Source organism: Pseudomonas alliivorans, assembly GCF_017826695.1.
Taxonomy (GTDB): domain Bacteria; phylum Pseudomonadota; class Gammaproteobacteria; order Pseudomonadales; family Pseudomonadaceae; genus Aquipseudomonas; species Aquipseudomonas alliivorans.
On sequence record NZ_JAFFZW010000001.1, the window covers coordinates 420,949 to 440,431 of the forward strand.

At 61.0% G+C, this 19,483-nt stretch carries 15 protein-coding genes; 4 read left to right on the top strand and 11 right to left on the bottom strand.

Annotated features, from left to right (window positions below; genetic code table 11):
- Positions 1–43: 43 nt before the first annotated feature.
- Complete coding sequence (locus JTJ32_RS01985; protein WP_083184513.1) at positions 44–202, bottom strand: DUF3309 family protein; 159 nt, start codon at positions 200–202, stop codon at positions 44–46.
- 290 nt (positions 203–492) lie between these two features.
- Between JTJ32_RS01985 and JTJ32_RS01990 the strand changes: the two genes are divergently transcribed.
- The 3 genes from JTJ32_RS01990 to csrA all read left to right on the top strand — a co-directional run bounded on the left by JTJ32_RS01990 (position 493) and on the right by csrA (position 2,172).
- Positions 493–870, top strand: coding sequence for a DUF2784 domain-containing protein (locus tag JTJ32_RS01990; protein WP_210041106.1), 378 nt, complete (start codon positions 493–495; stop codon positions 868–870).
- 118 nt (positions 871–988) lie between these two features.
- Positions 989–1,801 (top strand): SDR family oxidoreductase, encoded by an 813-nt coding sequence (locus JTJ32_RS01995; protein WP_184319162.1) that lies wholly within the window; start codon positions 989–991, stop codon positions 1,799–1,801.
- A gap of 173 nt (positions 1,802–1,974) precedes the next feature.
- Positions 1,975–2,172, top strand: coding sequence for a carbon storage regulator CsrA (csrA, locus tag JTJ32_RS02000; protein ID WP_099229945.1), 198 nt, complete (start codon positions 1,975–1,977; stop codon positions 2,170–2,172).
- Positions 2,173–2,175: 3 nt separating this feature from the next.
- On the opposite strand, the gene JTJ32_RS02005 is transcribed toward csrA, so the two are convergent.
- The 8 genes from JTJ32_RS02005 to mnmC form a co-directional block, all read right to left on the bottom strand.
- The gene (locus JTJ32_RS02005) at positions 2,176–2,403 is read right to left on the bottom strand and encodes a YheU family protein (protein WP_004879420.1); all 228 of its coding nucleotides are present in this window, start codon (positions 2,401–2,403) and stop codon (positions 2,176–2,178) included.
- A gap of 294 nt (positions 2,404–2,697) precedes the next feature.
- Positions 2,698–3,891, bottom strand: coding sequence for an osmoprotectant NAGGN system M42 family peptidase (locus JTJ32_RS02010; protein ID WP_099229947.1), 1,194 nt, complete (start codon positions 3,889–3,891; stop codon positions 2,698–2,700).
- A gap of 82 nt (positions 3,892–3,973) precedes the next feature.
- Complete coding sequence (gene ngg, locus JTJ32_RS02015; RefSeq protein WP_210040568.1) at positions 3,974–5,722, bottom strand: N-acetylglutaminylglutamine synthetase; 1,749 nt, start codon at positions 5,720–5,722, stop codon at positions 3,974–3,976.
- A gap of 4 nt (positions 5,723–5,726) precedes the next feature.
- Entirely contained in the window at positions 5,727–7,499 is a 1,773-nt protein-coding gene (locus JTJ32_RS02020; RefSeq protein WP_210040570.1) for an N-acetylglutaminylglutamine amidotransferase, read from the bottom strand.
- 341 nt (positions 7,500–7,840) lie between these two features.
- On the bottom strand, positions 7,841–8,917 hold the full coding sequence (locus JTJ32_RS02025; protein ID WP_210040572.1) for a lipocalin-like domain-containing protein: 1,077 nt from the start codon (positions 8,915–8,917) through the stop codon (positions 7,841–7,843).
- Positions 8,907–11,375, bottom strand: a complete 2,469-nt coding sequence (locus JTJ32_RS02030) for an FtsX-like permease family protein (protein ID WP_210040574.1) — start codon at positions 11,373–11,375, stop codon at positions 8,907–8,909. Before JTJ32_RS02030 ends, JTJ32_RS02025 begins: the two co-directional genes overlap by 11 nt.
- Before the next feature lies 1 nt (position 11,376).
- Entirely contained in the window at positions 11,377–12,045 is a 669-nt protein-coding gene (locus JTJ32_RS02035) for an ABC transporter ATP-binding protein (protein ID WP_210040576.1), read from the bottom strand.
- Positions 12,046–12,309: 264 nt separating this feature from the next.
- The gene (gene mnmC / locus JTJ32_RS02040) at positions 12,310–14,292 is read right to left on the bottom strand and encodes a bifunctional tRNA (5-methylaminomethyl-2-thiouridine)(34)-methyltransferase MnmC2/FAD-dependent 5-carboxymethylaminomethyl-2-thiouridine(34) oxidoreductase MnmC1 (RefSeq protein ID WP_210040578.1); all 1,983 of its coding nucleotides are present in this window, start codon (positions 14,290–14,292) and stop codon (positions 12,310–12,312) included.
- Positions 14,293–14,443: 151 nt separating this feature from the next.
- Here mnmC and pap point away from each other — a divergent pair, with 151 nt between their 5' ends.
- Positions 14,444–15,940 (top strand): polyphosphate:AMP phosphotransferase, encoded by a 1,497-nt coding sequence (gene pap / locus JTJ32_RS02045; RefSeq protein WP_099229961.1) that lies wholly within the window; start codon positions 14,444–14,446, stop codon positions 15,938–15,940.
- Positions 15,941–15,967: 27 nt separating this feature from the next.
- Here the strand turns inward: pap and JTJ32_RS02050 are convergent, their stop codons facing one another.
- The gene (locus tag JTJ32_RS02050; protein WP_236059148.1) at positions 15,968–17,236 is read right to left on the bottom strand and encodes an HlyD family type I secretion periplasmic adaptor subunit; all 1,269 of its coding nucleotides are present in this window, start codon (positions 17,234–17,236) and stop codon (positions 15,968–15,970) included.
- A 72-nt stretch (positions 17,237–17,308) separates the two neighbouring features.
- Positions 17,309–19,459, bottom strand: coding sequence for a type I secretion system permease/ATPase (locus JTJ32_RS02055; protein WP_210041108.1), 2,151 nt, complete (start codon positions 19,457–19,459; stop codon positions 17,309–17,311).
- Between the last annotated feature and the right edge of the window lie 24 nt (positions 19,460–19,483).

The window sequence follows — 19,483 nt, forward strand, 5'->3', positions numbered from 1 at the left end:
ATAAAAAGCCCCGCTGATAAGAGCGGGGCTTTTGGCAGGAACGTTATATTCTGCCGAGCAATACCAGAATCAGCAGAATGATCAGGATCGTACCGATCACGCCCGATGGACCGTAGCCCCAGCTGCGCGAGTGCGGGAAGACCGGCAGACCGCCGATCAGCAGCAGAATCAGAACGATGATAAGAATAGTGCCGATGCCCATGGTGTGAGTTCCTTCTTGTAATTCCGGTTAGAGTTCCTGCAGTTAAAGTCTGTCGGCACCAGGGCCTTGAGTTTCACCTGCTTGAATCATCCGACTCTGGCCGTTCATGAAAGGTTCTATGGAGATTGAATAAAATCTTACAATTTTTAAAAGTATCTAATATCAATGACTTGTGTTGAATATTAATCACTTTGCGCGTTGGCAATAGATCAATAAAGGGCGCTGAAAGATTGAACTAACGGGCGGTTTAAAACTCCGCCAGGTCGATGGGCTACTTCAAGGGTGTACTGATGATCTTCCGGCTGGCTGCAGACGCAGTTGTCATATTCCATCTGCTGTTCATCATATTCGTGTTGCTGGGAGGCCTGCTGGTCCTGCGCTGGCCCTGGGCAGCGCTGGCGCATCTTCCCGCCATGACCTGGGGGGCGGCAGTCGAGTTTCTGCATTTGTACTGCCCATTGACCCCGGTGGAAAACGCCTTGCGCAGCAGGGCGGGCGAGCAGGGCTACGAAGGCGGTTTCATCGAGCATTACCTCATTGCGCTGATTTACCCCGCAGCGCTGACGCCGCAGATTCAGTTCTGGCTGGGTGGCATCGTTCTATTGGTCAACGCGTCGGTGTATGGCGTCCTGCTTGCCCGATGCGTGCGCAGGTTCAGGCACGGATGACTCAGGCGCGGATAACATGCGGGTTTGCTCCGGGTATTCAGCGTTCTGATGTTGGGGTTGTCCTGCTCCGGCTGTGATTACACTCCGTCTATTCCTGCACATCACAAGGCATTCCGCTATGCAAAACCGCATCATGATTACTGGCGCCGGTTCGGGTCTGGGCCGTGAAATTGCACTGCGCTGGGCGCGCGAGGGCTGGCGTCTGGCACTGTCGGATGTCAATGACGCCGGTTTGCAGGAAACCCTGAGTCTGGTACGCGAGGCGGGCGGGGACGGTTTCGTTCAGCGCTGCGATGTGCGCGACTACAGCCAACTGACCGCTTTCGCCCAGGCGTGCGAAGAGCGTTTCGGTGGCATCGACATCATCGTCAATAACGCAGGTGTCGCCTCCGGCGGGTTCTTCAATGAGCTGTCGCTGGAAGACTGGGACTGGCAGATCGCGATCAATCTCATGGGTGTGGTCAAGGGATGCAAGGCGTTCCTGCCGATGCTGCAGGCGAGCAAGGGCAAGATCATCAACATCGCCTCGATGGCTGCGCTGATGCAGGCTCCGGCCATGAGCAACTACAACGTGGCCAAGGCGGGCGTGGTTGCCCTGTCTGAAAGTCTGCTGGTCGAGCTGCGTGATCAGGGAGTCGGTGTGCATGTCGTCTGTCCGTCGTTCTTCCAGACCAATCTGCTGGATTCCTTTCGCGGGCCTACACCGGCCATGAAGGCACAGATCGGCAGGCTGCTGGAAAAATCCCCGATCACCGCCAGCGACATCGCCAATCATATTTTCGAACAGGTCGGCAAAGGCGAGTTCATGATCCTGCCCCACGATGAGGGTCGTCTGGCGTGGGATCTCAAGCGCAAGCATCCCGAGGCCATGTATGAGGAAATGACGGTCATGTGTGGCAAGATGCGCGCCAAGGCACGGCAGACAAACTGATCGTGTCAGTCGATTCAGCGTGCGGTTTTCAGTTTTTTCGGTCTTCGGGTAGGACGTTTCCGTCAGCGAGCTCCGGCGTGCTTGCAGGACGTTACTGATTTGCCATCACCGTATTGAAGCCCTTCATTCTGAACTGCACCCTGACTCTTTTGTAACAACAAGAGAGTCGAAAAATGCTGGTACTGACGCGGGAAATAGGCGAGACCTTTTCGATCGGTGACGACATCACCGTGCAGATTCTGGGTGTGAACGGCAACCAGGTCCGGCTGGGAATCGACGCACCCAAAGACATCAAGATCCACCGCGCCGAGGTGTTCCGGCGCATCGCCAACAAGTTGGCAGAGCAGCAGCGAGGCTCTCCTGCTGCCTGACACTCAGTCGAAAAACTCCTTGGGCACGTCGTGCTTGAGCATCAGTTGGCACTGCTGGCTTTCCAGGTCGAAGAAAATCACCGCCTGTCCCTTGGTCAACGCATGTCGCACCCGCAGCACTCGGGTCTGCAAGGGCGTTTCGTCGCCATTGTCAGTGCCTTCGCGAGTGACGAAGTCCTCGATCAGGCGGGTGAGGGTGTCGGGTTCAAGCTGGTCGTAGGGAATGAGCATGGCGGTTCTCGGGTCGATGGCCGACGATGATAGTGCGGTGATGGCGAGTGTCGCAATTATAAGGCTGTCAGCGCGGTCTGCTTCGACACTCATCGTGCCCATCGCGCCGCGTGGGCATCCTTGCCGGCTGGCCTCCGAATCAGCACCAGGGCTCAGCCTTCAGTCGTGGCAACCGACGGTGTCCGCACTACCGCGTCGAAAAGCGCGGCAGTACGGTCGCCTTACTTGATGGCCAAATGGCTTGTGCACCGCGATCACTGTGCAGCGAAGACCCTGGCCAGGATCTGATGGCTTTTATTCCTCGCGATTCTGCCCGATCAAGCTGTCCACCGGCGGCACTCGGGTCTCAGATTCCATCTGCGCGTCGTGCTCGATCTGATGGCTGAACTGATCCAGCGAAGCCTGAGCCGGTTTGGCATCGCTGGCAAACACGGGAGGGCTGAGCATGTAAGCACCAAGCAGTTTACTCAGCGCCGCCAGGCTGTCGATGTGCGTACGCTCATAGCCGTGGGTCGCGTCACAGCCGAACGCCAGCAGGGCAGTGCGGATGTCGTGGCCCGAGGTGACGGCCGAATGCGCATCACTGTAGTAGTAGCGGAACAGGTCGCGACGCACCGGCAATTCGTTGTCCACGCCCAGACGCAGCAAGTGGCGCGACAGATGGTAATCGTACGGCCCACCCGAATCCTGCATCGCCACGCTGACCGCGTGCTCGCTCGAGTGTTGGCCCGGCGCGACCGGCGCGATGTCGATGCCGACAAATTCACTCACGTCCCACGGCAACACGCCTGCCGCACCTGTGCCGGTTTCTTCGGTGATGGTGAACAGCGGATGACAGTCAATCAACGGCTCTGCACCACTGTCGACGATGGATTTCAATGCCGCCAGCAAGGCAGCCACACCGGCCTTGTCGTCCAGGTGACGGGCACTGATGTGACCGCTTTCGGTGAACTCCGGCAGCGGATCGAAAGCCACGAAGTCGCCGATGCCGATCCCCAGCGACTCACAGTCGGCGCGGGTGGTGCAGTAGGCGTCAAGGCGCAGCTCGACGTGGTCCCAACTGATCGGCATTTCATCGACCGCCGTATTGAACGCGTGTCCCGAGGCCATCAGCGGCAACACGCTGCCACGAATGATGCCGGTGTCGGTAAAGACACTTACCCGGCTGCCTTCGGCAAAGCGGCTCGACCAGCAGCCGACAGCGGCCAGGGCCAGACGGCCGTTGTCCTTGACCTCGCGAACACTGGCACCAATGGTGTCCAGGTGCGCGGAAACGGCGCGATCGGGTGAATTCTGTTTGCCCTTGAGCGTCGCACGGATAGTGCCGCGGCGCGTCAGTTCGAACGGGATGCCTATCTCTTCGAGACGTTCGGCGACGTAGCGCACGATGGTGTCGGTGAAGCCGGTCGGGCTTGGGATCGCGAGCATTTCCAACAGCACTTTCTGCAGGTACTTCAGATCCGGATCGGGGATGTTTGCAGGGGTCATGGAAGGCTCCTCTTGGGTAAATCGGAAAGCAACGGGCCGAAGCGGCAATGGAATCGCCGCTCCGGTCAGCGCTTGTAGCTGTCTAGTTATGCGCAGGCAGGCTGTGCGGAAACAGCAGGTCGACGAAACGTTCGGCAGTCGGTTGAGGCTCGTGATTGGCCAGCCCGACACGCTCGTTGGCTTCGATGAACACATACTCGGGCTGATCGGCAGCCGGGACCATCAGGTCCAGTCCAACCACTGGAATGTCCAGTGCGCGGGCAGCCCGCACCGCGGCATCGACCAGAACCGGGTGCAGAATGGCCGTGACGTCTTCCAGGCAGCCGCCGGTGTGCAGGTTGGCGGTGCGGCGCACCGCCAGACGCTCGTCCATCGGCAGGACTGTGGAGTAATCATGCCCAGCTTCACGCACAGTGCGCTCTGTCTCTCCATCCATGGGGATGCGGCTCTCGCCATCGGTCGCCGCTTCGCGACGACGACTCTGGGCTTCGATCAATTGCTTGATGGTATGGCGACCATCGCCAATGATCTCGGCCGGGCGGCGTATCGCTGCGGCAACCACGTCGAAACCGATCACCACGATGCGCAGATCCAGGCCCTCATGGAAGCTTTCCAGAATCACGCGGGTATCGAACTGCCTGGCACGCTCGATGGCGTTGTGTACATCTTCCGGCGTGCGCAGATCAACGGCAACGCCTTGACCCTGCTCGCCGTCCAGCGGCTTGACCACGACCTGGCCGTGCTCTTCGAGAAAGGCGCGGTTCTGTTCTTCGCTGCCAGCGCGCTGCTGGGCAGGAAGGCGCAGACCCGCCGCTTTCAGCACTCGGTGCGTCAGACTCTTATCCTGGCACAGGGTCATGCTCACGGCGCTGGTCAGATCGCTCAGTGACTCGCGACAGCGAATGCGACGCCCGCCGTAACTCAGCGTGAACAGTCCTGCGTCCGCATCATCCACCTGAACATCGATACCCCGCCGATGGGCTTCTTCAACGATGATGCGTGCGTAAGGATTGAACTCCGCCTGCGGGCCGGGACCGAGGAACAGCGACTCGTTGATGCCGTTCTTGCGCTTGATTGCAAAGGTCTGCAGGTTGCGAAAATTCAGCTTGGCATACAGCGCCTTGGCTTGTTCGTTGTCATGCAGAACCGACAGGTCGAGGTAGCTCAGGCCTCGGCTCATGAAGTGCTCGACCAAATGACGGACCAGCACTTCACCCACACCGGGACGCGTGCACTGTGGATCGACCGCAAGACACCACAGGCTGCTGCCTTTTTCCGGGTCGTTGAAGGCCTTCTGATGGTTGAGTCCCATCACGCTGCCTATCACGGTATTGGTGCTTTCATCCTCAGCGATCCAGTACACCGGACCGCCTTGATGACGCGGTGTCAGCAGCGAATGATCGATCGGCAACATGCCGCGTGCCAGATACAGGTTGTTGATCGCCTGCCAGTCCGACTCGCTCTGAGCGCGACGAATGCGATAGCCACGGAATACCCGGTGCGCCGGGCGATAGTCGCTGAACCACAGACGCAGGGTGTCCGACGGGTCGAGGAACAATTGCTGCGGAGCCTGGGCCAGCACCTGCTGAGGTGCGGCCACGTACAACGCAATGTCCCGTTCGCCAGGCTTCTCGTGCAACAAGTCCTGAGCCAGCGCGGCCGGATCAGGATAGGTGTGGCCGATCAGCAGACGGCCCCAACCGCAGTGCAGCGCCAGAGGCTCGGCCTCCAGCAGACTGCCGTCTTCTGCAAAACGCGCCTGCAGACGTTCGTACGAGGGCGACTGTCGGCGCAACAGGCGTTGGCTGTAAGTCGTCGCATTCTGTTTCATGGGATCACAGTCCTTGTTCGCTGAGCCACAGGTTCAGCGCTGCCAACTGCCACAGCTTCGAGCCACGCAGTGGAGTGAGTTGACTTTCCGGGCTGGTCAGCAACGTGTCGATCATGGCTGGATTGAACAGACCACGGTCCTGGCTGGAATCGGTCAGCAACTCGCGCACCCAGTTCAGGGTATCGCCTTGCAGGTGCTTGAGACCGGGCACCGGGAAATAGCCTTTCTTGCGATCGATCACTTCAGATGGAATGACCATGCGCGCGGCTTCTTTCAGCACGTGCTTGCCACCGTCCGGCAGCTTGAATTTGCCGGGGATACGGGCAGACAGTTCGACCAGGCGGTAGTCCAGAAACGGCGTACGCGCTTCCAGGCCCCAGGCCATGGTCATGTTATCGACACGTTTGACCGGGTCATCGACCAGCATCACGGTGCTGTCCAGACGCAGGGCCTTGTCAACAGCGGCACTCGCGCCTGGCTGGGCGAAGTGGTCGCGGACGAAATCACCGGCTGCATCGTTTGCGGTCAGCCATTTTGGCTGCACGGTTTCAGCATATTCGGCATAGCTGCGATCGACAAAGGCGTCGCGATAGGCAGCGACCGGGTCGCTCGCACCATCGACCTGCGGATACCAGTGGTAACCGGCGAACAGCTCGTCAGCACCCTGGCCGCTCTGAACAACCTTGCAGTGCTTGGCCACTTCACGGGACAGCAGGTAGAAGGCAATGCAGTCATGGCTGACCATCGGCTCGCTCATCGCCCGGAAGGCGGCGGGCAGTTGCTCGATGATCTCGCTTTCCTGAATACGCAACTGGTGGTGGCGCGTGCCGTAATGCTTGGCGATCAAGTCCGAATACTGGAACTCGTCGCCGCGCTCGCCACCGGCATCCTGGAAACCGATGGAGAAGGTCGACAGGTCTTCGACGCCCACTTCGCGCAGCAGACCGACCAGCATGCTGGAATCGACACCGCCCGACAGCAGCACACCCACGTCCACCGCAGCGCGTTGGCGAATCGCCACGGCTTCGCGGGTACTGTCGAGTACGCGGTCGCGCCAGTCTTCCAGGGTGAGGTTTTTCTCGTCCTCACGAGGACCGTACGGCAGCGTCCACCAGACTTTCTGCTCGACCTGACCGCTGGCGTCGACGCGCATCCAGCTGGCTGGCGGCAGTTTTTCAACGCCTGCGAGCAAGGTGCGCGGTGCAGGGACCACGGCGTGGAAGTTCAGGTAATGATTGAGCGCTACAGGGTCGAGCATCGGGCTGATATCGCCGCCCTTGAGCAGCGCAGGCAGCGACGAGGCGAAGCGCAGGCGCTTGTCGGTTTTCGACAGGTACAACGGCTTGACGCCCAGACGGTCGCGAGCAATGAACAGACGCTTGCTGTCGCGCTCCCAGATGGCGAATGCGAACATCCCGTTGAGCTTGGGCAGCATGTCTGCGCCCCACGCGTGGTAGCCCTTGAGCAGCACTTCGGTGTCGCCACCGGAGTGGAACTGATAGCCCAGCGCTTCCAGCTCGGCACGCAGTTCCGGAAAGTTGTAGATCGCGCCATTGAAGGCCATGGACAGGCCCAGGTGACTGTCGATCATCGGCTGCGCCGACCCATCGGACAGGTCCATGATTTTCAGTCGGCGATGACCAAGGGCAATCGGCCCCTGGCTGTGAAAACCCCACGCATCCGGGCCGCGAGGCGCCAGCTCATGGGTAATGCGTTCAACAGCGGCAAGGTCCGCTGGTTGATGGTCGAAACGTAGTTCACCTGCTAATCCGCACATAAGTCCTTACCGGGTTTCCGTTGGGGAGGTGGCTGAGAAAGTCCAGCCACCCAGAAACTGACCCGAGGCAAACGTGGTAGTTTTAGAACAAAAAGTTATAAGTAGTTAGGTCTTACCCGATCTGTGTCGTCAAATTGCACGTTTCTTGCCATCAACGCTGACAGTGGTTCTGATCGACCGTCCCTGGCATCGTCAGGCGCGTTTTATCGGTGCACGAAGGGGAGGACGAGTGTCATTGAGGTGGTCGGAAGCTGGGTGTCACTCAGGCAAAAGACAGAGGTCTTCCGGTATCAGGCGCGTACAGGCTTACTTGATCGGCAGATACCGGGAGGTGAGGCGATTCAATACCCCGTCATCTCCAGATACCCCAGACCGTTCTGGCTGCCGTTGAACCTCACCGGCCCCTCCCAGTAGGGAATGCTCATGCCCATCCAGGCGTTGGGGTTGAGCGCTTCGGTGGTGATGTCCAGATGCTTGCCGGGAACCTTGACCGACCAGACGGTGGGCACCTGACGGTCGCCGATGGTTGTGGTCTTGAGGGGGGCAAGGCTGAGCTCGTCAGCGCTCAGTAGCCGGGTAGTGCCATCGACGCCTATCCAGTTGCCTGTCACATAGGGCGCAGCATTTTTGTGGCGAATTCTGTAGAGCATCAACCGCTCGCCATCTGCCAGTTGCAGGGAGAACCAGTCCCAGCCGGTTTGATCGGCAGTGAGCGGCTGGCTGCTCCATTCCCGGTCCAGCCAGGCGTGGCCGGTAACCTGGTAGGTTTTGCCGTTCATCTCGACGCTGCCTTTGGCATCGAAAAACGGTTGGCTGTAGTAATACGACGCTTGTCCTGCATCGGATTTTCGGCTGTAGCCTTCATTACCTTGCAGCACCACCGGCTGGGCAGTCGTGAGATTCAAGTGATAGCGGAAATCCTTGCCGCTGGCCTTCAATTGAAGGCTCGCCAGCGGATCGTCGGTGTGCGAGTCGCTGCTCATTGACCAGTCGTCGATCCAGGCAGAAAACGGGGCTGTCGTGACGTTTGCCTGACTGACGCCGCCCCGGGCATAGCGTTCTGCAACGTAATGCTCTGTCGCCGATGTGGCTGCGGCGTGTCCCAGCCAGATCGTGCCATCGTTCCAGCCGCTGCCGGTCTGAGTGCCTGGTCGTATGGCATTGCGAAACAGCGTCCACTGCACGCCGAACTGCTCGCCCTTATCGTCCTTGAGGGTGGCAGTGATGTACCACCACTCGATACGGAAACCGGGATGCTGCCCATGATCCTGCGGGAACGAGAAGGTGCGTCCCGGCGTGACTTGGGTATACGCATTCGCCGTGTCGCCCAGCCCTGCGAAACCGCTGGCGGATTCCGGTTTGTCGTCGCAGGCACTCAGCAACAGCGCCAGCATGAAGAGCAGCCATCTAGCGTTCATGGGCAAACGTCCTCAATAAATCGCTTGGACGACTTCTGTGCAGTTTGAACAATGGCCATGCGGAGGCCAGCAACGTCGCCACCATCGCAAGCAACATCAGTTGCAGCAACTGCAGCGGGAAAACCCGAAGGGGTAATCGCCAGCCGAATGCCTGCACGTTAATGACTGCATTCAGGCACCAGGCCATCGCCAGGCCCAAGGGTAACGCCAGCAACAGGGTCAATACAGCCAGCATCCAGGTCTGCCCCAGATTGAGCAGCATCAATCTGCGCCGTGTGACGCCCATAGCCCACAGCGGCGCGAGTTGCCCCAGTCGGCTCTGGCTCTGGGTCAGCAGGCTGATGAACAGCGCGACGCCCGCGACCCCCAGGGTCAGGCTGTTGAGTGCTGCGGTGGCTGCGAACGTGCGTTCAAAGACCTGACCGGACCAGCGTTTGAGCTGGATCTGATCAATGATGTGAGTGTCGTCCAGGGCAAATCGCTCCCGCAGGGCGTTGATCAGCGGTGCGACGTCAGACTGGGCGATTCGGAGATTGAAGCGTATGGGCGTCAGTTGCGGCCAGTGAGCGAGCAGATGCCTGGCGTTGACCAGCAGATGGCCCTTGGGATTGCCGTAATCGGCATAGATGCCCACGATTCGCACCGGCCATTGTCCCGCAGGGACGGGAAGGCTCAGGGTGTCACCCAGTTTGAGATTCAATCGACGGGCCAATTGTTCGCTGAGCATGACAGTATCCTGATCGACCAGTTGATCCCAGGCGTCGGCCGATGCGTCGAGTAACTCCCAATGCTGGCGATAGGTGCTGTGATCAATCACGCCGAACAGGTCGGCGGGCCAGCCGTGCAACTGCACGGGTACTTGCCAGTTCGGCAGCACGGACTTGATCTCCGGCCGCTGGCTCAGCCAGGCCTGCAACGGCTCGGCCTGGGCAGGGTTTTGCGGGCTCACGTACAGCTCGGCGGTCAGGCGCTGCTCCAGCCAGCTGTTGAAGGTTTCACGAAAACCCGACGTCATGCTGCCTGCGCCGATATTGGCGGCCATCGCCAGTAACAGTGCCATCAATGCCAGGCTCAACGCAGGCAATTGCTGCCTGCAATCAGCCAGAAACCATTGGCCTGTGACCGAACGACTGCGTGCCAGCAAAACGCTTAGCAGTTTGTCCAGTAACACAGGCAGACCGAGCGCAGCGCCGAGCAGTAAGGCGCTGATCAGGACAAATCCCGCGAGCAACGAGTTACCCAGATACAAAGCCGTCGCTGCAATCACTGCGCAGGTGATCGCGACCCAGCCTTGCCGCTGCAGCCAGAGGGCGTGAGCCTGCTGCCAGGCCTGCGCATCAGCCAGCGCCAGCAAGGGCAGGCGCGCGGCATGCAACAAACTGTTGGCCCCTGCCAGCAATGCGCCGAGCAGGCTGAGGCCGATGCCGCTGATCCACCACCACAGGCTCAAATTCAGCTGTCCGGCCACCTCTGCGCCATAAAGACCCCGCAGGCTTGCTGCTACGTCAGGCAGCAGCAGACTCGCCAGCAGATAGCCACTGACCACCCCCAATATCCCGCCGAGCAGGGCCAGAACACCGAGTTCCACGCCCAGCGTTGCAATCAGCAGCCGGGCCGTGACGCCCGAAGCGCGCAAATTACGCAGCAAGCCGCGGCGTTGTTCAAGCGCCAGACCAATCGCCGCATGCACGATGAACAGCCCGACGATGAACGACAGCACCCCCAGTGCATTGAGGTTCAGGTGGAAACTTTCGGTCAGGCGCTCAAGGTTGTTTTCTTCGCCTGCCTTTCTGATCACCAGTTGATCTGCCAGCGAAGCCGGTAGCGGTGCCTTGAACCCGTCGGGCAGCAGCAGGCGCGACAACTGGCCGTTCGCACTCAGCAGTGGCTGGGCAAAGCCGATATCGGTGAGCAGCAGGCCGGGTGCCATGTCCGGTGTCGCGCGCAGGGGCGGTAGCGGTGTGCCGTTTTCCGTCCGCGGCTGCTGGCCTTCCCTGAGATTCAGTTCATGCAAGGTCTGGGGCGCGATCCAGGTCGCGCCCGGTGGCGTGAGAAAGTCCACGACCTGTTCCGCGTTCAGTGTCTGTCCCGCGAGTGAAATCCCTGTTGGCAATGTTACCGGCTCGATGCCCATCAGTTGCAGTTTGCGGTCTTCGAGCCCTTCAAGGGCGATCCTGCCTTGCACGACGGGCGATACCGGCCAGCCTGCGCGACGCAACTGAATGAACAGGTCTTGTGAGAACAGCTTGCCATCGGCCGCTTCGATAAGCGTCTGCGGCTGACCGCCGATCAACTGGCTGGCTCGCTGATAACTTTCCCGGGCCTGACTGTTGAGTGCCTGTACGCCGGTCAGCAATGCCGTCGCCAGCCACAGCCCGGTCAGCACGCTGAAAAACTGCACCGGGTGGCGTCGCCAGTGGCTGAGCAGGGCGCGCAGGGTCCAGTAAAACACTCGCATGTCAGCGCTCACCTTCGCTCGCCAGGCGGCCCAGATGCAGCACCTGTTTGCGCGCCAGCCTTACCGCGATACGTGGGCTGTGAGTGACCATCAGGAGCGTGGTTGCGCTGTCGTCGAGCAGGTCCAGGAGCAACTGCAGGACCTCGTCACTGGTGGTTTCGTCGAGGTTGCCAGTGGGTTCGTCCGCCAATAGCAGACCGGGCCGGGAGGCAAGCGCGCGGCCGATGGCGACACGTTGCTGCTGGCCGCCGGACAATTGCTCCGGGTATCGGTCCAGCAACTCACCCAGGCCCAGACGTTCGATCAGTCGTGCCTGCCAGGCGGGATCATAGCGTCCGGCCAGACGCGCCTGAAACGCCAGATTGTCGGCAACCTTGAGGCTGCCGATCAGGTTGAATTGCTGGAACACGAGACCGATTTCCGTCCGCCGCCAGTTCGCCAGCTGGCTTTCGGTCATCAGGTCCAGACGCTGTCCGGCGATCTCGATGGTGCCTGAGTCGGCATGATCAAGGCCGGCGATCAGATGCAACAGCGTGCTCTTGCCACTGCCCGACTCACCCATCAGCGCCAGGCTGTCACCTCGCGTCATCTGCAGATCGACACCCCGCAAAACCGCCAATGGTCCCTGGGCAGTGGTGTAATTCTTGAATACGTCTCGCACTTGCAACATGAGGGGCTCGACTGGCTGTACTGACGATAAGGATAGTGGCTGAGCGAGTGTGCGTCGCTGAGTGACGTTAGTCTGATTTCGCAACAGGCATCGCGTTCCTCATAACACTCGTGCAAGGCCAGGAATTTGACGAGGATCGTCACGGCCGCCTGCCCGCGCGAAGCGATGGGCATGATCAGTGTCGGGTGATACTTGTTCCCACTTCTGCTTAGCAACGCCGCCCGGAGTGCAACGCACGTCAGGGAAATAACCGAAACAATTTGCCTATTTATGCTCGCCCCGAATCAACCCACGCAAGGCAAACCGGTTCGGGTGACAGGCTTCGGCGACGCTGCGAGGCAGTGGCAGCGGTTCGTTGTCGAGCCAGGCAGCGAGCAGCTCGGCGCACAGCGGGGCGGTGATCAATCCACGTGAACCGTGGCCGCTGTTGACGTAAAAGCCGTCCAGCCAGGGGCAGGCGACGTCCGGCACCTGACGCGCATCCTTGCCCAGCGCGGCGAAGGCTTTGAGAAAAGCGTCCCGGTCCGCCAGCGGGCCAACGATGGGCAGGTAATCCGGGCTGGTACAGCGAAACGCGGCGCGGCCTTGCAGGTGCTCGGGCGGCAGGTCTGCTGCTTCCAGGCGCTCGAGCAGATCGTGGGAAATGTCCTCAAGCATCTGCAGATTGCCCTGATGATCGGCAGGATTGGGCGTGAGGTCGACGCTGTTGAAGTCAAAGCTCGCCCCCAGTGTGTGCTCGCCCAGCCGGGCAGGCGCGACGTAACCTTCGGCGCAGACCACCGTGCTCAATGCTCGGCTGGCCGGGGTCTCCGGCAGACGGGTGATCTGGCCGCGAATACGTTTGAGCGGCAGCCCGGCGCTGTGCGGGAACCGTTTGATGTCGGCGGCGCCGGCCAGTACCACGACTGGCGCGCTGTCGATCAAAAGCTCGTTCTCCCACGCCTGCCACTGCCCATCGACCTGACGCACCTCCAGCGCCTCGTGATGAGCCATCAACCGAATGTTCGGGTGTGTGGCCTGCACACCACAGAGCGCAGGTGGATGAACCCAGCCGCCTTCCGGGTAAAACAGCCCGCCGCTGGCCAGTTGGATACCGCTGCGCGCTTCTGCCGCAGACCGATCCAGCAGGTGCAGAAGCGATTCGGGAAAAGCCTCGGCCAGTTGTGCCTGACGTTTTGCTTCCTTGTCGTCGAAAGTCAGTTGCAGCACGCCGCAGTCGTCCCAGTCCACGTCACGCTGCAAGCGCTCAAGCAGACGCCGGGTATGCCCGAACCCGCTGAGAATCAATTGGGATAACGCCGTGCCGTGCGCCGACAGTTTCAGGTACAGCACGCCCTGCGGGTTGCCGGACGCTTCCTGCGCTGGCGCGGCATGACGCTCCAGCAGGCTGACTTGCCAGCCTCTGTTTGCCAGGCTCTCGGCCGTGGCGCAACCGGCCAGTCCGGCACCGATCACCAGGGCCTTGCGCTCACCTTGCAGGGCTGGCGGTCGGGCAAACCAGGGCCTGGCGGCAGGCGCAGGCGCGACGTCTTCGGGCGGGGCGATGAACGCACCGCGCAGCACTTCCCATTTATGGCCGATGCCTGGCACGCGCTTCATCTTGAAACCCGCCGCGTTCAGCGCGCGGCGGACCCAGCCAGTGCTGGTGAACGTGCCGATGGTGGTTTCTGTCGTCGACAGCCGCGCCAGTTCTGCAAACAGCTCAGGCGTCCACATTTCGGGGTTTTTCGCCGGCGCGAAACCATCAAGAAACCATGCATCGATCTGGCCGTCGAGTTGCGGCAGCATTTCCAGCGCATCGCCGATCAACAGGGTCAGCGTGACCCGCCCGTGATCGAACACCAGGCGTTGGAAGCCCTCATGCACGGCGGCATACTGATCAAGCAAAGGCTCTGCGAACGCTGCAAGCTCCGGCCACAAGGCCAGCGCACGTTGCAGGTCTGCACGGTTCAGCGGGTATTTCTCGACGCTGACGAACTGCAGCCTTGCACCGGGGCGGGCGCACTCATCGAACAACTGCCAGGCGCAGAGGAAATTAAGGCCGGTGCCAAACCCGGTTTCGCCGATGATCAGCCGTCCGTCCTGCGGCAATTCCGTGAAGCGTCGGCGCAGGTCGTTCTGCACCAGAAACACATGGCGCGTCTCTTCAAGGCCGGATTCGGTGGAAAAGTACACATCGGAAAACGTACGCGAATGCGGATTGCCTTGTTCGTCCCAGTCGATCTGGGCGTGGCGGGTAATGGTCATGTTCGGCTCAGCGGTGGCAATGGCCGCATTTTAGCCGTGTGTGCGGATAAAAGCGGTATTGCTGTTGTGCCGATTGACCCATGCGGGCATTCGGTGGTCACTATATGCATCTGGCCATCATCCTCAGGCCCCATCTCGAAGGGAGCAGTGCATGTTTGAATCCGCTGAAATCGGTCATGCCATCGACGACGAAACCTACGAGGCCGCCGTGCCAGCCTTGCGCGAGGCGCTGCTTGAGGCCCAATACGATCTGCATGAACAGGCCGGACGTCAGGTGATCGTGCTGATCAATGGCATTGAAGGCGCGGGCAAGGGCGAGACCGTCAAGCTGCTCAACGAGTGGATGGACCCGCGCTATATCGAAGTGCGCACCTTCGATCAACAGACGGACGAGGAACTGGCTCATCCCCCGGTCTGGCGCTACTGGCGGCAACTGCCCGCGAAGGGCCGCATGGGGATTTTCTTCGGCAACTGGTACAGCCAGATGTTGCAGGGCCGGGTGCATGGTCGCTTCAAGGACGCTGTGCTGGACCAGGCCATCAGCGGCGCCGAACGCTTGGAAAAGATGCTCTGCGATGAAGGCGCGGTGATCTTCAAATTCTGGTTTCACCTGTCCAAGAAACAGATGAAATTGCGCCTTAAAACCTTGAAGGACGACCCGCTGCACAGCTGGCGCATCAGCCCGCTGGACTGGCAGCAGTCCCGGACCTACGACAAGTTCGTGCGATTCGGCGAGCGTGTGCTGCGCCGCACCAGCCGCGAGTATGCGCCGTGGCACGTGATCGAAGGCGTCGACGCCAACTACCGCAGCCTGACGGTCGGGCGCTTGCTGCTCGAAGGCATGCAGGCGGCGCTGAACAAGACCGAACCTGAGGTCAAGTCGCAGAGCGCAGGCCCGCAGGCGAGCCACGACGAAGAGCTGACTCTGCTGGACAGCCTGGACCTGAGCCGCAGCCTGGAAAAGGATGATTACAAGGAGGCGCTGATCACCGAGCAGGCGCGCCTGTCCGGCAACCTGCGCGACAAACGCATGAAGCGTCATGCGCTGGTGGCGGTGTTCGAAGGCAATGATGCGGCCGGCAAGGGCGGGGCGATTCGCCGGGTCGCGGCGGCACTGGACCCGCGACAGTACGCCATCGTGCCGATTGCCGCGCCGACTCAGGACGAGCGCGCTCAGCCCTATCTGTGGCGATTCTGGCGACAGATTCCGGCGCGGGGCAAGTTCACCATTTTCGACCGCTCCTGGTACGGACGCGTGCTGGTGGAGCGGGTCGAAGGTTTCTGCAGTGAATCCGACTGGATGCGCGCCTATTCCGAAATCAATGACTTCGAAGAGCAGCTCACCGATTTCGGCATCGTAGTCGTGAAGTTCTGGCTGGCGATTGACGAGCAGACTCAGCTTGAACGTTTCGAGGAGCGCGAGCAGATCCCGTTCAAGCGTTACAAGATCACCGAAGACGATTGGCGCAACCGCAAGAAGTGGCCGCAATACCGCCAGGCCGTCGGCGAGATGGTGGATCGTACCAGCACCGAAATCGCACCCTGGACGCTGGTTGAGGCCAATGACAAGCGTTGGGCGCGGGTCAAGGTGCTGCGTACCCTCAACGAAGCGCTGGAGGCTGCGTTCGCGAAGGACAAGAAGAAATAACAACACCTCCAGCAAGCGTTGCCTGACTCACCGTTCACGCAGCGCTTCGGCCCTGGCTTTGAGCACCGGCTTGAGCAGGTAATCCATCACGCTTTTCTCCCCGGTGATGATGTCTACGGTGGCGATCATGCCGGGGATGATCAGCAGCGGCTTGCTGTCGCTGCCCAGATGATTACTGTCGGTGCGCACCTGTATCAGGTAGAAGCTGTTGTCCTTGTCATCCGTGACGGTGTCGGCGCCGATCAGTTCCAGGCGTGCAGGCAGGCCGCCATACAGGGTGTAATCATACGCGCTGAACTTGACCATGGCCTTCTGGCCGGGGTGCAGGAACGCAACGTCCTGCGGGCGCACTTTCGCTTCGATCAACAGATTGTCTTCCAGGGGCACGATTTCCATCAGGTCGCTGCCGGGCTGAACCACGCCGCCGATGGTGTTGATCTTTAGGGTCTTGACGATGCCGCGTACCGGCGATACGACTGTCGTACGGCTCATGCGGTCGTCAATGGCAATGCGGCTGGCGCTGATTCGGGCCAGGTCGTTGCGCTTTTCGTTGAGCTCGCGCGCAGCATCGGCACGAAACCCGAGTTCCGATTCCTGCACCCGGCTCCTGATTTCGCTGATTGCCGCCTCGGCCCTCGGGATCGCCAGGGTGTTGGCGTTCATCGAGCCGCGAATCTCCACTGCATTGCGTTTGAGGCGCAGGATTTCCACTGGCGATACGGCACCCGAACCGACCAGCGGTGCCGACATGTCCAGCTCCTGCTGAACCAGCGCCAGGCTGCTGCGAAACTGCTCCTGTTTGGAGCGGAACTCGGCCAGTTCCTGAGTCTTCTGACGCAGTTGCTCATTGAGTGTGCGTTGCTCGCTGGCCAGCTGCCGCTGTCGGGATTCATACAGCGCGTGCTCGTCGGCAGCCACTTGCGGGGCGCTGGACGTCACTTGCTCAGGCAGCGTGAGTGGGCGACCTTCGGCCTCGGCGGCCAGCCGTTCCACTTGCGCGGTCAGGGTCAGCCGGTCGACTTCGCTTTCGCTGCGGCTGGACATGAAGCGCGTGTCATCGAGGCGCAGCAGGGTGTCGCCTTTGTTCACCACCTGACCTTCGCGCACGAAAATATCGGTCACGATCCCGCCTTCCAGGTTCTGGATGACCTGCACCTTGCTTGACGGAATGGCCTTGCCTTCGCTAGTGGTGACTTCTTCCAGCACCGCAAATCCGGCCCACAGCAACGCGCTCAGCAGCAGTGCGGCGGTAACCCACACCGTCAGGCTCAGGGTGCGCGATGAGGGATCGGCCATCGCGGCAGATCCACAGGATAGGAACCTGTGTTCGATGTGACGGCTGCCGGACGTAGTCATGAACAATCCTCCTTAAACGGGCGCCGGGCCGATCTGGCCCTCGCGCAGTGCTTCGATGACAGCATCCTTCGGTCCGTCCGCAACCAGCTTGCCGTGGTCGAGCACCAGCAGGCGGTCGACCAGAGTCAGCATTGACAGGCGATGAGTGATCAGCAGCAGGGTCTTGCCGGGGATCAGACGGTGCAGGTGCTGGCGCAGGTGTTCTTCGCTGGCGTTGTCCATGTGGCTGGTGGGTTCGTCGAGCAGCAGAATGGGCGGGTCCAGCAGCAGTGCGCGAGCCAGCAACACGCTTTGTCGTTGCCCGCCCGAGAGCAACTGGCCGCGCTCGCCGACGGGCCTGTCGAAGCCGCGCGGATGACGCAGCGCCAGCTCATCGACGCCGGTCATACGCGCCACGTCCAGCATGCGTGTGTCGCTGACCTGCCGTGCGCCCAGCAACAGGTTGTCGCGCAGGCTGCCCGCCAGCAGCGGCAGATCGTGAGCGACGTAACCGATCTGCTGGCGCAGTTCGCTGACGTCCAGTTGCTGCAGATCCAGGTTATCGACGAGTACCTGACCTTCGTCCGGCGTGTGAAACCCCATCAGCAGACGCGCCAGTGTGCTTTTGCCCGAACCGCTGCGGCCGATGATGCCAACACGTTCTCCGGGTTTCAGACTGAAACCAACCCCGTTCAGCGCTGTTGCGCCCTTGGGCTCATAGGCAAAACGCAGGTTGCTGACGGTCAACGCGCCCTTGAGCGGAGGCGTTTGCAATGGGTGTTTTTCCGGCTCGTGTTCCTGGGGCAAGGCCATCAACGCGTCAGTGCTCTTCATCGTCAGTTGCGCTTGCTGGTAACGGGTGATCAGACCCGCCACTTGCCCGAGTGGCGCCAGCACCCGACTCCCCAGCATATAAGTCGCCACCAGCGCGCCGACGCTCAGGTGTCCACCGATGATGCTGTAGACACCGGCGACCAGCGTGGCCATGCCACAGAACTGCTGCATGAACAGCGTGCCGTTGCCGGCGATTGCGGCGAGCTGGCGGGCGTGGCTGTCCAGCCGGGACAGGGCACCGTGGGTGCTTTCCCACTGATGCTGACGTTCGCTCTGGGCGTTGCAGGCCTTGAGCGTTTCCAGACCGCCCAGGGTTTCGATCAGCAGGGCCTGGCGCGCAGCAGCCAGGCTCAAACTCTTCTGTACCGTGTCACGCAGGCGAGCCTGGATCGCCCAGGCAAAGGCAACGGTCAGCGGAAAAGCCAGCAGCGGAATCAACACCAGCCAGCCGCCCAGCAGGCCAATGACGGCCAGCATCAGGATCGCGAAAGGCAGGTCGATCAGGCTGGTCAGGGTTACAGCGGTCAGAAACTCGCGCAGTCCCTGAAAATCATGAATGCTCTGAGCGAAGCCGCCGACCGTGGCCGGGCGCGCCTTGAGGTTCATGCCGATGATGCGCTCGAACAGCGTCGCAGAGAGGATCAGGTCAGTGTTGGCGCCTGCCTGATCCAGCAGCCGGGCGCGGATCAGGCGCAGGCCCATTTCAAACAGCGTGCCGATCAACAGACCGATGGCCAGCACCCAAAGGGTGGCGGTGGCCTGATTGGGGACCACGCGGTCATAGGTCTGCATGACGAACAGCGGCACCATCAGGCCGAGCACATTGATCAGCAGGCTGGCGAGGATCGCGTCGCCGTACAGTCTTCGGGACAGTCGCACGGTGTCGCGAAACCAGGAGGTCACTCTGGGCAACATGGGCGAGCGCAGTTGTTCCAGCTCGTGGCGCGGGCTGGCGAACAGCGCCTGGCCGGTGTAGCGCTGCGCCAGTTGCTCAGGCGCGACCCACTGCTCGCCGCTCTGGTTTTCCGAGGGCAGGATCAGCAGGCGGCCCGAGTCGTCACGACGCACCAGCACTGCGCAACGCTGGCCCTTCAGCAACAGCAGCACGGGCAGGTTCAATGCGTCGATGTGTTCCAGATCGCGACGCAGCCAGCGCGCCTGCAGACCGGCACGGGCAGCGGCGCGTGGCATCAGCGAAGGTTCCAGCCGCTGATTGCTCATCGGCAGGCCTGTACTCAGGCTGGTGCGACTGTGGGTGCGGCCATGCAATCGACAGAGCATCATCAGGCCGTCGAGCAACGGGTCTTCGACATCGGTGAGCGATGCTTCATGAGCATCGGCGTCAGGCATGTTCAGACTGTTCAAAAGCGTGCT

What these genes read in the sequence shown, in the direction of transcription:
- mnmC (WP_210040578.1), bottom strand. Translation starts at nt 14,292, where the DNA reads ATGACCATTACCCGCCACGCCCAGATCGACTGGGACGAACAAGGCAAT.
- JTJ32_RS01995 (WP_184319162.1), top strand. Translation starts at nt 989, where the DNA reads ATGCAAAACCGCATCATGATTACTGGCGCCGGTTCGGGTCTGGGCCGT.
- pap (WP_099229961.1), top strand. Translation starts at nt 14,444, where the DNA reads ATGTTTGAATCCGCTGAAATCGGTCATGCCATCGACGACGAAACCTAC.
- ngg (WP_210040568.1), bottom strand. Translation starts at nt 5,722, where the DNA reads ATGAAACAGAATGCGACGACTTACAGCCAACGCCTGTTGCGCCGACAG.
- JTJ32_RS02035 (WP_210040576.1), bottom strand. Translation starts at nt 12,045, where the DNA reads ATGTTGCAAGTGCGAGACGTATTCAAGAATTACACCACTGCCCAGGGA.
- JTJ32_RS02020 (WP_210040570.1), bottom strand. Translation starts at nt 7,499, where the DNA reads ATGTGCGGATTAGCAGGTGAACTACGTTTCGACCATCAACCAGCGGAC.
- JTJ32_RS02005 (WP_004879420.1), bottom strand. Translation starts at nt 2,403, where the DNA reads ATGCTCATTCCCTACGACCAGCTTGAACCCGACACCCTCACCCGCCTG.
- csrA (WP_099229945.1), top strand. Translation starts at nt 1,975, where the DNA reads ATGCTGGTACTGACGCGGGAAATAGGCGAGACCTTTTCGATCGGTGAC.
- JTJ32_RS02050 (WP_236059148.1), bottom strand. Translation starts at nt 17,236, where the DNA reads ATGGCCGATCCCTCATCGCGCACCCTGAGCCTGACGGTGTGGGTTACC.
- JTJ32_RS02055 (WP_210041108.1), bottom strand. Translation starts at nt 19,459, where the DNA reads ATGCCTGACGCCGATGCTCATGAAGCATCGCTCACCGATGTCGAAGAC.
- JTJ32_RS02010 (WP_099229947.1), bottom strand. Translation starts at nt 3,891, where the DNA reads ATGACCCCTGCAAACATCCCCGATCCGGATCTGAAGTACCTGCAGAAA.
- JTJ32_RS02030 (WP_210040574.1), bottom strand. Translation starts at nt 11,375, where the DNA reads ATGCGAGTGTTTTACTGGACCCTGCGCGCCCTGCTCAGCCACTGGCGA.
- JTJ32_RS01985 (WP_083184513.1), bottom strand. Translation starts at nt 202, where the DNA reads ATGGGCATCGGCACTATTCTTATCATCGTTCTGATTCTGCTGCTGATC.
- JTJ32_RS01990 (WP_210041106.1), top strand. Translation starts at nt 493, where the DNA reads ATGATCTTCCGGCTGGCTGCAGACGCAGTTGTCATATTCCATCTGCTG.
- JTJ32_RS02025 (WP_210040572.1), bottom strand. Translation starts at nt 8,917, where the DNA reads ATGAACGCTAGATGGCTGCTCTTCATGCTGGCGCTGTTGCTGAGTGCC.